Origin of the sequence: Lysobacter firmicutimachus, assembly GCF_037027445.1 — a bacterium.
Lineage (GTDB): Bacteria > Pseudomonadota > Gammaproteobacteria > Xanthomonadales > Xanthomonadaceae > Lysobacter > Lysobacter firmicutimachus.
In genome coordinates this window covers 1,022,210-1,036,229 of record NZ_JBANDL010000002.1, presented here as the reverse complement: position 1 = coordinate 1,036,229, position 14,020 = coordinate 1,022,210, and the positions used below count along the sequence as shown (strand labels likewise).

The following is a 14,020-nucleotide window of genomic DNA, read 5'->3' as shown; positions in this document are numbered from 1 at the left end:
GGGGCGCAAAGCGTAGCGCAAACCCAGCCGGCGCAGGGCCCGGCGCGCGCAACGCCGGCGCCGCACGAGCGCAACGGTCGCGGCCGGTGCGACACCCCCAGCGCACAATGGCCGGGCCTGCCAAGCACGTCCCGCAGGCGCATTCTCAAGGGGAATCCATGCATAAATTCGCAAGCCGCGCCCTCGCGGCCGGCATCGCTTTGGCGTTGGCCGGCGCCGCGCAGGCGCAGGTGGTCGTTTCGCAGGTCTATGCCGGCGCCGGCCAAAGCGGCGCACGCTACAACGCCGATTTCATCGAACTGCACAACAACGGCAGCGCGCCGGTCGACCTCAGCGGCTGGAGCCTGCACTACGCGCCGGTCAACGGCGCCAACGCGTGGCAACGCACGCCGCTGAGCGGGGTCATCGCCCCGGGCGGCTACTTCCTGATCCGCCAGCGCGTTTCGGTCGGCTCCAGCCCGCTGACCGCCTACGACCTCGCCGGCAATCTTTCGTTGAATCAGCTCAACGGCAAGCTGGCCCTGGTCAATCACAACAACCCGATCAACGTGTCCTGCCCGACCGGTTCGATCGACTTCGTCGGCTACGGCAGCATCGACTGCGCCGAAGGCGCGGCGCCGACGCCGGCCGCCGGCATCGCCAGCGCGCAGTTGCGCAAGGACGGCGGCTGCGTCGACACCCAGGTCAACGGCGCCGATTTCAACATCGGCTCGCCGACGCCGCGCACCCGCAACTCGGCCGTGCGCGCCTGCCCGCCCGGCCCGCCGCCGCGCCTGTCGGCGCTGGATGTCGCCCAGGCCGAAGGCCACGGCGATATCGCGCCGTTCCTGTTCAAGCTCAAGCTGGACCGTCCCGCCGGCATCGGCGGCGTCAGCTGGAGCGTCTTCAGCAACGGCCAGGGCACGGCGCGTGCGGGCGAGGACTATCTGCCGATCGACCTGCGCGGCACCATCCCCGCCGGCCAGACCGAAGCCAGCTTCGCCCTGCCGGTGAAGGGCGATGCGCTGATCGAAGCCGACGAGACCGTCGCCCTGCAGATCAAGGTCCATTCCGGCGCGGTGACCGCCAACGGCGACTACCTCAACCTCCAGGCCGTCATCGTCAACGACGATCCGCAGCAACCGCCGCCGCGGCTGTCGCTGCAGCCGATCGCGCTCAAGGAAGGCGACGCCGACATCGCGCCGTTCCCGATCGAACTGCGCCTGGATCGCCCGGCCGACGGCAACGGCGTGCGGGTGCGGGTGAGCTCGGCCGACGGCGGCACGGCCCGCGCGGACGAGGATTATCTGCCGTTCGAGTACGAAGCGATGATCGGCCCCGGCCAGGACCGCGTCCACGTCAGCTTCGGCGTGCGCGGCGACACCCGCTACGAAGGCGACGAAACGGTCAAGATCAAGGCGCAGATCCTGTCCGGCGCGATCGGCGAGGACGGCAGCGTCGCCCTGGAAGGTTTCAGCACGATCCTCGACGACGATCTGCGGGTGGTGCCGATTCCGGCGGTGCAAGGGCCTGGCGCGATCTCGCCGTTGCGCGGCGAGTTCGTCGCGGTCGAAGGCATCGTCACCGCGCTGAGCGAGGACGGCTTCTATCTGCAGAGCGAAGAGTTCGAAAGCGACGGCGATCCGAACACGTCGCAGGGACTGTTCGTGCAGACCGGCGCTCGGCCCGATCCGCAATGGCGCGGCCTGCGCGTGCGCGTCGGTGGCACGGTCGCGGAACTGTCCGACGGCGGCGCCCATCCCATGCGCGGCACCATGACCGCGATCGCGGGCTCGCCGGCGGTCGTTGCGCTGACGACGTCGCCGCGGCCGTTGCCGCCGGCGCCGCTGCTGCCCTGGGCCCCGGTCGCCGGCGCGCCGGATTACGAAGCGTTCGAAGGCATGCGCGTGGGCCTGCCGGAGGTGCGCGTGGTCGGACCGACCGGCGGCGTCTTCGATGCCGCGCAGGAACGCACCCGCAGCGACGGCCGCTTCCACGTCGCGCTCGGCCCCTACGACCAGCCGGCGCCGATGCGCGAGCCGGGCACGCGCTATCCGCCGATCTTCCACGGTCAGGTCCAGGGCTGGCTGCCGCGCTGGGACGGCAATCAGGAGGTGGTCGGCGTCGACAGCGACGCCGACGGCCATGCGCCGGTCGATCTCGGCGTCGGCGCACGCGTCGACGGCGTGATCGGTCCGCTGGACCAACGCAGCGGCCGCTACGCCGTGATGCTGCAGCGCGAGGCGCAACTGATCGTGCGCGAATCGCCGCCGGCACCGCCGCGCATCGAGGAGGGCGATCCGCAGCAGCGCCAGACCCATGTGGTCAGCTACGACCTGAGCGACCTCTACGACGAGTACAGCCCGCCCGGCTCCGGTCAGCCGGCGACGCCGCCGCATGCCTTGGAGCGGCGTCTGGGCAAGATCTCGCGCAGCATCCGCGAGGACCTGCGGATGCCCGATCTGGTCGCGATCACCGGGATCGAGAACGAGCCCTTGCTGCAGCGCCTGGCCGAGCGGATCAACCGCGACGCCGTGGCCTTCGGCCATGCCGACCCGCAGTACCGCGCCATCGCCCTGTCCAACGTCGATCCGCTCAAGCCGCAGATCGGTTTCCTTGCCCGCAGCGAGCAAGTCGGCCCGTGGGGCTCGCGGGTGGTGGTGGAGCACATCGCCCAAGTCGGCCGCGACGCGCTGTTGCCGGGCGGCAGCGGTCCGGCGGCAGTGCTGTTCGATCAGGCGCCGCTGAGCATCGATGCCTCCATCCACTCCCTCGACGGCCACCGTTTCCGCCAGCGCCTGTTGCTGGTGCAACTGGCGCCGATGGCCGGCAGCGACGCCGATACGCCGGAAGCCGAACTGCAGCGCGACCGCCGCCACCAGCAGGCCGAGTTCATCGCCGGCTGGGTGCGGCAACAGCAAAGCGACCCCGACGCGCTGCCGCTGCTGGTGCTGGGCAAGTTCGACGCGCACGCGTTCAACGACGGCCTGGTCGATCCGATCGGCACCTTGACCGGCCGGCCGAGCGAGGGCGTCAGCACGATGGTGCTCGGCGACGGCATCGACCGCTTCGATCCGGACCTGCTCGAGCTCACCGCGACCGAACCCGAGTCCGAGCGCTATTCCTCGATCGACGAAGGCAGCCGCCAGGAACTGCAGCACGCCTTCGCCGACGAGCGCCTGATCGGCGCCACCGACTGGATCCAGGTGCAGCGCCTGCGCAGCAATGCCGGCTACCCGGCGGTGCTGCGCGACGACGACTCGGTGCCGATGCGCGCCGGCGACGTCGACCCGCTGCACCTGCGGCTGGTGCCGCGGACCCACGCCGACTTGCGGGTCTGGGCCGGCCCCTTGCACGGCGAATCCCAGTTGGAGGCCGGACGCCCGCTGGAACTGTCGGTGTCGGTGGACAACCAGGGCCCGGACTGGGCGCGCCAGGTCGGCCTCGGCCTGGCCCTGTCCGGCGCCTGGCCGAACCTGGAGGTCAGTGCGGTCATGCCGGGCTGGCGCTGCGAAGCGCCCACGATCGTAGGCGATCACACCAGCGTGGCCTGCACCGGCGAGCCGGTCGACAGCACCGGGCACCAGAGCCATTGGTTCCATCTGCGCAGCGCCACCGACGCGGCCATGGCCGGGCGCACGGTCGAACTCGCGGCCTCGGTGACCTCCCCGTCCGCCGATCCGGACCCGGCCAACAACGCCGCCCGGATGGCGCTGCCGATCGTCGCCGCCGGCACGCCCCAGCCCTGAGTTCCTCCAGGTTTGAACCGCGGTACCGCCCCCCGGCTCCGGCCGGGGGGCTTCGCCGACGGACGGCCCCGGCCGTTTCGGCCCGAATCGGGCTCGTCCAGCGGCGCCAGTCGGCCGGGCCGGCGCAGTTCGCGACGGCCGTCGAAAAAACGCAGGCGCGGCGTCATCGCCGTGCAACGCCAAGAAGTGAGCATTAGGGCACAATCCACCCCGTCTGCGTGTCCGGGGGGATCCAGGCGTTCACATGGGGAGAAACATGGATAAGTGCTTCAGCCGCCTTTCGGCGGCATTGTTGTTGGCTTTGGCTTCGGCTGGATCGGCCCACGCCCAAGTCGTCATCAGTCAGGTCTACGGCGGCGGCGGCAATTCCGGCGCCACGCTCAAGAGCGATTTCATCGAGCTGCACAACAACGGCAGCGACCCGGTCGACCTGACCGGCTGGAGCGTGCAGTACGCCTCCAGCACCGGTTCGAACTGGTCGCGCACGCCGCTGACCGGCACCATCGCGCCGGGCGGCTATTACCTGATCAAGCAGGCCGACGGCAGCGGCGGCACGGTCGCCCTGCCGACGCCGGACGCGATCGGCACCCTGGCGATGGCCGGCGGCGCCGGCAAGGTCGCCCTGGTCAATCACAACAACGCCCTCAGCGGCGCCTGCCCGCTCGGCAGCATCGACTTCGTCGGCTACGGCAGCGGCACCAACTGCGCCGAAGGCAGCCAGCCCACCGCCACGCTCAGCGCGATTCTCGCCGCGCTGCGCGCCGACAACGGCTGCACCGATACCGACGTCAACGGCGCCGATTTCGCCACCGCGCCGGCCGCGCCGCGCAACCGCGCCAGCGCCGCGTTCTCGTGCGGCGGCGCCAATCTGCCGGTATTGAGCATCGGCGACGTGCTGCGGCTGGAAAACGCCGGCGAGTTCGTGTTCACCGTGACCCTGTCCGAACCGGCGCCGGCCGGCGGCGTCAGCGTGCGCTACGCCACCGCCGACGGCAGCGCGAGCGCCGCGGGCGACTACAACGTCGCCAACGGCACCGTGACCTTCGCCGAAGGCCAGACCAGCGCCACCGTCGCCGTGCAGGTCAACGACGACAGCGACACCGAGGGCGACGAAACCTTCTTCGTCCGGTTGAGTTCGCCGACCGGCGCCCGCCTCGGCGACGGCGAAGCGATCGGCACCATCGTCAACGACGAAGTCGAGCTGACCGCGATCCACGCCATCCAGGGCAGCGGCCAGACCTCGCCGCTGGTCGGCCAGCGCGTCTACACCTCCGGCATCGTCACCGGCCGCAAGAGCAACGGTTTCTTCCTGCAAGCGCCGGACGACCAGATCGACGCCGACCCGGCCACCTCCGAAGCCGTGTTCGTGTTCACCGGCAGCCCGGTCCCGGCCGCGGCCGCCGTCGGCAACACCGTGCGCGCCAGCGGTCAGGTGATCGAATACATCCCGACCGCCGACCCGGGCCAGTTGCCGCTGACCGAACTCGGCAACGGCGTGCAGGTCGTGTTCGTGTCGCAGCCGGCGGTGATGGGTCCCAACACCCTGCCGCAGGCGGTCGCGCTGAGCACCTCCCTGCCCTCGCCGGACGGCGGCCTGGACCAGCTCGAGCGCTTCGAGGGCATGCGGGTGGTCATCCCCAGCGCCACCGTGGTCTCGCCGACCCAGGGTTCGAAGAACGAAACCAACGCCACCGGCAGCGGCAACGGCATCTTCAACGTGGTCGTCACCGGCGTGCCGCGTCCGTTCCGCGAACCGGGCATTCAGGCGCCGGACGCCGCGCCGGGCGGCGGCAGCATTCCGCCGATCCCGCGCTGGGACTTCAATCCGGAACTGATCACCGTCGACAGCGACGCGCTCGGCGGCACCGCCTTCAACCTGTCGACCGGCGCGGTCGTCACCGACCTCACCGGCCCGCTGGACTACGGCTTCCGCCGCTACACCATCCTGCGCGATCCGGCCGCCTTGTCGACCATCACCCAGGGCATGCAGCCGGTCGCCTCGCGCCTGCCGCTGCCGTGGGAATTCACCATCGCCTCGTACAACGTCGAGCGCTTCTTCGACGCGGTCAACGACCCGGCGATCGGCGAACCGGTGCTGACCCCGGAGGCCTACGCGCGCCGCCTCGGCAAGGTCTCGCAGGGCATCTCCTACCTGCAGCAGCCCGACATCCTGGGCCTGATCGAAGTCGAGAACCTGACCGCGCTGCAAGACATCGCCGCGCGCGTCAACGCCGATGCGGTCGCCGCCGGCCGCCCCGATCCGAAGTACGTCGCCTACCTGCAGGAAGGCAACGACATCGGCGGCATCGACGTCGGCTACCTGATCAAGACCGCCGACTTCGGCGGCCAGGCCCGGGTCGAGGTGCAGGCGGTGACCCAGGTCGGCAAGGACGCGACCTGGACCCAGCCCGACGGCAGCAGCGGCCAGCTCAACGACCGCCCGCCGCTGATGCTGCAGGCGACCGTGCACGGCGCCGACGGCCGCAGCTTCCCGGTCACGGTGATCCTGGTCCATCAGCGCTCGCTGATCGACAGCGAACTCGACGACGCCGCCGGCCATCGCGTGCGCATGAAGCGCCAGGCCCAGGCCGAGTTCCTGGCCCGTTTCATCCAGGAACGCCAGCTCGCCAATCCGGCCGAACGCATCGTCACCCTCGGCGACTTCAACGCGTTCGAGTTCAACGACGGCCTGACCGACGTGATCAACACCGTCGCCGGCACGCCGACGCCCGACGACCAGACCGCGGTGCCGGGTGATGGCGCCGACCTGGTGGAACCGAACCTGGTCAAGCTGGGCGATCTGGAAACGCCGGATCAGCGCTACAGCTACACCTTCGGCGGCAGCGCGCAGACCATCGACCACGTGCTCGCCAACCAGGCCCTGGTCGGCGCCGCGGCCGGGCTCAAGCTCGACCACGCGCGGATCAACGCCGACTTCCCGGAGATCAACCGCAGCCTGGCCGATTCGCCCTCGCGCCTGTCCGACCACGACCCGGTGGTCGCCTACGTCGATGCGCGCCGGCGCGCCGATCTGGCGGTGATCGCCTCGACCTCGACCGCCTCGGTGCGCGTCGGCCGTCCGGTGCAGTTCAGCGCGACGCTGAACAACGCCGGTCCGGAACAGGCCGACTATCCGGGCATCGGTTTCGCGATCAACGCCGAACTGCCGGCGCTGAACGTGACCGCGCCGTCGGGTTGGAACTGCGACACCCCGCAGGTGAACGCCGGTTCGACCCACGTCGCCTGCAACCGCGATGTCCTGGCCAACGGCGAAGGCGCGACCTTCGCGCTGTCGGCGAACGCGACCGAAGCGATGATCGGCAAGACCACCACCCTGGCGGTCGCCGCGCAGGCGCAATCGTTCGATCCGAACGACGGCAACGACCAGGCCCTGGTCAACGTGGAGACCACCGCGCGCGCCGACCTGGCGATCGACGTCGACGGCCCGCGCGTGTTGCGCGGCGGCCAGAACGGCGCGTTCTCGGTCGCCCTGCGCAATCGCGGCGGCGATGTCGCGGTGCTGCCGAGCGTGACCCTGTACGGCGATGCGCCGGCGGGCAACGTATCCATCGCCGCGCCGGCCGGTTGGAACTGCACCGTCGCGCCGCAGCGCAGCGGCTTCGAAGCCACTTGCGAAGGCGCGCGTCTGGCCGCCGGCGCGAGCCAACGCTTCGACTTCGCCATCGTCGCGCCGCGTCCGGGCCTGTTCGATCGCCGACTGCTGCTGACCGGCCTGGCCGCGTCGGCGGTGGAAGATCCGAATCCGTTCAACGATTTCGACTTCCACCTCGTGCAGCTGACCGGTCGCTGGTGGTGATCGGCCGCGGCGGAACCGGGCGTCCGCGCCCGGTTCCGACCGCAGCGAAAACCCGCCAACGCGGCATGCAAGATCCAAGCGCGGCTCCGGCCGCGCTTTTTTTTGCGCGATGCCGGTCGCGCGCCGGCCGGCGGCGGATCGAAACCCGACCGGCGGCGCGTTCGCGGCGTGCGGCAGCGCCCGAATCCATACCGCGCCGTCCTGACGTTATTTGGCGTCTAGCGCGTTCCGGCGAAACTTGCATGCCGCACCGCGCAACGGCGCTTAACGCGCCTTTGGGTATCATCCGCGCCATGACGCAGCGCCCGTCCAGCGGGCGCCGCGGCTTTAGCCCGGCCCGGAATTCCCGGCTTAATGCGCGGAATCCGGACCCAGCCAGTCTGAAGCTGACCAGCGCGCCCGGCACTGGATCCGGGACCGGAACGATTCGGACCTCATCCCTTTTCCGTGAGGACCTTTCCCGATGACCGTCGCCGCGACGTTCGAAATCGAATACCTCCAATACCTCGGCGCCGACGGCAAGCCCGTCGCCGAGATTCCGGCCGCGTTCAAGGACGCCAACGTTCTGCTGCCGTTGTTCAAGCAGATGCTGTTCGTGCGGACCTTCGACAGCAAGGCCATCGCCTTGCAGCGCACCGGCAAGCTCGGCACCTACGCCGCTTGCCTGGGCCACGAAGCCACCCACGTCGGCATCGGCGCCTCGATGAAGCCCGACGACGTGTTCGCGCCCAGCTATCGCGAATACGGCGCGCAGTTCATGCGCGGCGTGCAGCCGCGCGAAGTGCTGATGTACTGGGGCGGCGACGAGCGCGGCAACGACTTCGCCGGTCCGCGCAAGGACTTCGCCTGGTCGGTGCCGATCTCCACCCAATGCCTGCACGCTGCCGGCGCCGCGCTGGCGTTCAAGCTGCGCAAGGAAAAGAATCTCGCGGTCGCCTGCTGCGGCGACGGCGGTTCGTCCAAGACCGACTTCTACGCCGCGCTGAATTCGGCCGGCGCCTACCAGCTGCCGCTGATCCTGTGCGTGATCAACAACGGTTGGGCGATCTCGGTGCCGCGCTCGGCCCAGACCGGCGCCAAGACCCTGGCCCAGAAGGGCCTAGCCGGCGGCCTGCATTGCCTGCAGGTCGACGGCAACGATCTGATCGCGGTGCTCGAAGGCATGCGCCGCGCGGCCGAGCTGGCGCGCAACGGCGGCGGCGGCAGCGTGATCGAATTCATGACCTATCGCCTGCACGACCACACCACCGCCGACGATGCGCGCCGCTACCGCGACGAGGCCGAGGTCAAGGACGCCTGGACCCGCGACCCGGTGCCGCGCCTGCGGGCCTACCTCACCGCCCAGGGCGTGTGGAACGAAGAACTGGAAAAAGCCTGGGCCGAGGAATGCGCGGCCAAGGTCGACGTCGAAATCAACGCCTATCTGGAAACGCCGGTGCAACCGGTCGAAGCCATGTTCGATTACCTCTACGCCGACATGCCGGCGGATCTGCAGGCGCAACGCGCCGAAGCGCTCGCCCAGGAGGGCCGCCGATGAACGCCGCCACCCAAGCCAAGATCGACACCGCGCAGCCGGTCGCCACCCCGGCGGCGATCACCTTGATCGAAGCCATCACCCAGGCGCTGGCCTACGAGATGCGCCACGACGACAGCGTGCTGGTGCTGGGCGAGGACGTCGGCGTCAACGGCGGCGTGTTCCGCGCCACCGCCGGCCTGCAGCAGCAGTTCGGCCCCGAGCGCGTGCTCGACACGCCGCTGGACGAAACCACCATCGCCGGCCTCACTGTCGGCCTGGCCGCGCAGGGCATGAAGCCGATCGCCGAAGCCCAGTTCGACGGCTTCGTCTATCCGATGCTCGACCACATCATCTGCCACGCCGCGCGTTTCCGTCACCGCACCCGCGGCCGTCTGAGCTGCCCGATGGTGCTGCGCGTGCCGTGGGGCGGCGGCATCCGCGCGCCGGAACACCACAGCGAAGCCAACGAAGCGCTGTTCACCAACGTGCCCGGCCTGCGCGTGGTGCTGCCGTCCTCGCCGGCGCGCGCCTACGGCCTGCTGCTGGCGGCGATCCGCGACCCGGACCCGGTGATCTTCATGGAGCCCAAGCGCATCTATCGCCAGTACAAGGAAGTGGTCGCCGACGACGGCGAAGCGCTGCCGCTGGACGTGTGCTACGTGCTGCGCGACGGCAGCGACATCACCCTGGTCAGCTGGGGCGCGCAGGTCAAGGAAACCCTGGAAGCGGCCGACAAGCTGGCCGGCGAAGGCATCAGCGCCGAAGTCATCGACGTCGCCACGCTCAAGCCGCTGGATTTCGCCACCATCGCCGAGTCGGTGGCCAAGACCGGCCGCTGCGTGATCGTGCACGAAGCGCCCAAGACCGCCGGCTTCGGCGCCGAGATCGCCGCGCGCCTGGCCGAGGAGTCGATGTACGACCTGCTGGCGCCGGTCGAGCGCGTCACCGGCTACGACACCCACATCCCGCTGTTCCGCCTGGAGATGAAGTACCTGCCCAGCGTCGACAAGATCGTCGCCGCGGCCAAGCGCGCGCTCGGCCACGGCTGACATGCGCGCACTCGTCGTCGCCGGCTACCGCGCCCAGTACCACGACCCGATCGCGTTCGAGCGCGGCGCGGTGGTGCGGCTCGGCGAACGCGACAGCGAGTGGCCGGCGTTCGTGTGGACCACGCTCGACGACGGCCGCGCCGGCTGGGCGCCGCTGGACTGGCTGCGCCCGCTCGACCCCGCTGTCGACGGTACGCTGCGCGCGCAGGCGCTGCGCGACTACGACGCGCGCGAGCTCGACGTCGAGGCCGGCCAGCGGCTGCGCCTGATCGACGAGCTCGGCGGCTGGTGGTGGGCGCAACGCGAGGACGGTGCGCAGGGCTGGGTCCCGGCGCGCAACCTGGGAACGATCGACGACGGCGCCTGACCGCGCCGATGCCAAGGACGACGCCGGCCCGACCGCGTCGCCAACTTACTCAAGAGACCAACGAGTTATGAGCGATACCAAGACCTTCCTGCTTCCCGACCTCGGCGAAGGCCTGCCGGACGCGACCATCGTCGAATGGGCGGTCAAGGTCGGCGACACTGTCCGCCTCGACGACACCCTGGTGTCGATGGAGACCGCCAAGGCGGTGGTCGAAGTGCCCTCGCCGGTGTCCGGCAAGGTACTCAAGCTCGCCGGCGGCCCCGGCGACGTGATCGTCACCGGCACCATGCTGGCCGAATTCCAGATCGACCCGAACCTGCCGCAGCGCGCCGACGGCCAAGACACGGGCCATCACCACGGCGGCGGTCATGCGCCGGCGCCTCAAGCGCAAACCGCATCCGCCGAACCTGTCGCGCCGGCCAAGGCCGAAAGCGCCGAGCGCGCCGACAGCGGTACCGTGGTCGGCGCCATGCAGTCCTCCGACGCGGTGCGCAGCGAACAGGCGGTCGCGGTCGGCGGGGTCAAGGCGATGCCGGCGGTGCGCGCGCTGGCGCGCAAGCTCGGCGTCGACCTGAGCCGGGTCCGCGCCACCGGCGCCGACGGCACGGTCAGCATGGACGACGTCAAGCGCGCCAGCGCCGACGGCTCGGCCAAGATCGGTTCCGCGCCGGCCGCCGCCATCGCGCCGCGCGCCGCCGCGGCCGCCGAAGCGCCGGTCGCCGCGCCCGCGCGCAGCACCCTGTCGCAATCGGGCCGGCCGATGCGCACCCAGCCGCCGGGCGTGGCCGCGACCGGCCAGCCCGAGCAGCTCAAGGGCGTGCGCCGCAACATGGCCCGGGTCATGGCCGACGCGCACAGCAAGGTCGTGCCGACCACCCTGGCCGACGACGCCGACATTCATGCCTGGGCGCCCGGCAACGACATCACCGGCCGCCTGGTGCGCGCGATCGTGACCGCATGCAAGGCGGTGCCGGCGCTCAACGCTTGGTTCGACGGCGACAAGCTCACCCGCACCCTGCACCCGCACGTGGACATCGGCATCGCCGTGGACACCGACGACGGCCTGTTCGTGCCGGCGCTGCGCAATGCCGACGTGCTGGACACGCGCGGCGTGCGCGAAGCGATCAACCGTCTGCGCGCGCAAGTCGAGGATCGCAGCATTCCGGCGTCCGAGCTCAGCGGCTACACCATTTCGCTGTCCAACTTCGGCATGTTCGCCGGTCGCTACGCCACGCCGGTGGTGGTGCCGCCGACCGTGGCCATCGTCGCCGCCGGCAAAGGCCGCCATCAGATGACTCCGGTGATGGGCGGCTTCGAGTCGCACAAGGTCATTCCGCTGTCGCTGACCTTCGACCACCGCGCCTGCACCGGCGGCGAGGCCGCGCGCTTCCTCAAGGCCATGATCGACGATCTGGCGCGGCCGAACTGAGTCGCCGCAAGCGGTGCGCCACGGCGCGCCGTTTCGCATCGACCGGCGGAGTCAGCGCCGGCCTCGCGACGCCGCCCTCGGGGCGGCGTCGTTGTTTCGGGGCTCGGCAGCCGCGCGCGTCCGCCCTGGCCGCGACCGCGATCCCGATCACGCTCGGCGTGTTCGCGGCATCCAGGAATAGAAAATTCCCTCAAATAACGGCAACGGAATCGCGCTAGCGTCGGCGCGCAATCCCGCTGCCGGCCGCCCGTGCGCCGGTTCCGCCTGTCCACCTCATCGTCCCTCGAGAGGTTTTCCGATGATCCGTTCCCTGCGTCCGATGCTGACCGGGCTGTCGCTGGCCGTGTTCGGCCTGGCCCTGCCCACGGCCCACGCCGCCCGCCCGGCCTTCCAGATGCCCTTCCCCTGCGGCCAGACCTGGTACGGCGACACCTACCCCGGCCACGGCCTGCGCTATGCGGTCGACCTCAACCACAAGCCGCGTCCGCTCAGCGACGCCGACCTCGGCTCGACCGTGGTCGCCTCGGCCAAGGGCGTCGCCCACACCTACAACCCGCACCAAGGCACCGGCTACGGCAAGTTGGTGGTGATCGATCACGGCGGCGGCTGGCAGACCTACTACGCCCACCTCAACAGCATCAGCGTCGCCAACGGCGCCAGCGTCGAGCAGGGCCAAAAGATCGGCACGCTCGGCAAGACCAGCCGTCCCGGCAACAACATCTCGGCGCATCTGCACTACGAACAGCGGCTCAACGGCGACGACCAGAAGATCGTCTGGAACGGCTCGACGATCGTTTACGACCAATACGAAGTCGCCTACAAGAGCCGCAACGCCTGCAGCGGCGGCGGAGGCCATGCCGGCACCGTGCGCACCAGCGGCTCGCCCTTGAACGTGCGTTCCGGCCCGGGCACCGGCTACAGCATCGTCGGTTCGCTCGCCAACGGCGCCGCCGTCACCATCCGCTGCCAGAAGACCGGCGAGTCGGTGACCGGCACCTATGGCACCAGCAATCTGTGGAACAACGTCGGCGCCGCCGGCAGCAACCGCTATATTCCCGACGCCTACACCTACACCGGCTCCGACGGCCGGGTCGCGCCGGATTGCTGATCGCGCCGGGCCCGTCGCAGCGAACGGAGCGCCCATGAGTCCACGCAGGTTCGGATTCGCCTTGCTCGCCGCCTTGGCGGCCGGCATCGGCATCGGCCGCCTGCTGCCGCGCGACGACGCCGGTACCGCCGCCACCGTCGCCGCGACGCCGGCAGCGGCCGCAACGCCCGGCCCTGTTCGCGTCCCCCAGGCGCCGTCGTTCGCGACGGCGCCTGTCGCGGCACGCGGCAGCGAAGACCTCGACCGCGCGATCCGCCGCGCCGCGCAGGACCCCGCCCATCTGCGCGAACTGCTGCGCGAATACGCCTTCGCCGCCGACCTCGACCGCCGCGGCGCCCTGCTCGCGGTGCTGCAGGGCGTGGCCAACGACGAGGTCCTGCAGGCCGGCCGCCGACTCGCCGGCGACGCCGATCCGGCGGTGCGCGACCAAGGCTATGCGTTGCTGCGCGCGTTCCCGCTCGATCGCGCCGAGGCGCGCGCCGCCATCGCCGACGGCCTGCAGCGCGAAACCGATCCGGCCTTGCTCGCACAGTTGCTCGGCGGACTGGAACCGGCCGTGCTCGCCGACGAAGACGCCGCCCCTTTGCTGGAACGCGCCGTCGCCCTGACCGGCCACACCGACCCGGCGGTGCGCGCCGGCGCGGTGCTGCAGTCGGCGCGCTGGAACCGCAGCGGCGACAGCGCCGCCTTGCTCGAACGCGCGCTGCTCGATCCGGCGGCCGACGTCCGCGCCGCCGCGGTCGCCGGGATCGAAGCCTCCGGCGCACGCACGCCGCGCCTGCGCGACGCCTTGCTCGATCTGGCCGGCGACGCGCGCATCACCACCGAACAACGACGCGCGGCGCTGTTCGCGCTGCAGCGCTTCGCCCTGGATCGCGCGGACTACGCGCTGTACCGCCAGGCCGAAGCCGGCATCGCCGCGGCCGAAGCCGAGCGCGACGCCGCCGCGATGCCTCATTGAGCGGACCGCAAGCCCGGCACTTCCCGCATCGGCGACGGCGCGGCA

The 14,020-nt window shown here is 70.7% G+C and carries 8 protein-coding genes; all 8 read left to right on the top strand.

Annotated elements, in window-relative coordinates; translation table 11 throughout:
- Positions 1 to 158 precede the first annotated feature (158 nt).
- The 8 genes from V2J18_RS04370 (at position 159) to V2J18_RS04335 (ending at position 13,975) form a co-directional block, all read left to right on the top strand.
- A complete protein-coding gene (locus V2J18_RS04370; protein WP_336131138.1) occupies positions 159 to 3,728 on the top strand; it encodes a lamin tail domain-containing protein in 3,570 nt (1,189 codons plus the stop codon).
- A gap of 256 nt (positions 3,729 to 3,984) precedes the next feature.
- Positions 3,985 to 7,545 carry a Calx-beta domain-containing protein gene (locus V2J18_RS04365; protein WP_336131137.1) on the top strand — a complete coding sequence of 1,187 codons (3,561 nt, stop codon included), beginning with the start codon at positions 3,985 to 3,987 and terminating at the stop codon, positions 7,543 to 7,545.
- Between the two features lie 463 nt (positions 7,546 to 8,008).
- A complete protein-coding gene (pdhA, locus tag V2J18_RS04360) occupies positions 8,009 to 9,082 on the top strand; it encodes a pyruvate dehydrogenase (acetyl-transferring) E1 component subunit alpha (protein WP_064747237.1) in 1,074 nt (357 codons plus the stop codon).
- Positions 9,079 to 10,110: an alpha-ketoacid dehydrogenase subunit beta gene (locus V2J18_RS04355; protein ID WP_336131136.1), complete on the top strand. Its 1,032-nt coding sequence runs from the start codon at positions 9,079 to 9,081 to the stop codon at positions 10,108 to 10,110. Before pdhA ends, V2J18_RS04355 begins: the two co-directional genes overlap by 4 nt.
- Position 10,111: 1 nt before the next feature.
- Positions 10,112 to 10,477, top strand: a complete 366-nt coding sequence (locus V2J18_RS04350; protein ID WP_064747239.1) for an SH3 domain-containing protein — start codon at positions 10,112 to 10,114, stop codon at positions 10,475 to 10,477.
- 67 nt (positions 10,478 to 10,544) lie between these two features.
- Entirely contained in the window at positions 10,545 to 11,906 is a 1,362-nt protein-coding gene (locus V2J18_RS04345; RefSeq protein ID WP_336131134.1) for a dihydrolipoamide acetyltransferase family protein, read from the top strand.
- Between the two features lie 298 nt (positions 11,907 to 12,204).
- Positions 12,205 to 13,014 carry a M23 family metallopeptidase gene (locus V2J18_RS04340; RefSeq protein WP_222423731.1) on the top strand — a complete coding sequence of 270 codons (810 nt, stop codon included), beginning with the start codon at positions 12,205 to 12,207 and terminating at the stop codon, positions 13,012 to 13,014.
- Positions 13,015 to 13,048: 34 nt separating this feature from the next.
- The gene (locus V2J18_RS04335) at positions 13,049 to 13,975 is read left to right on the top strand and encodes a hypothetical protein (protein ID WP_141233402.1); all 927 of its coding nucleotides are present in this window, start codon (positions 13,049 to 13,051) and stop codon (positions 13,973 to 13,975) included.
- The last annotated feature ends 45 nt before the right edge of the window (positions 13,976 to 14,020 follow it).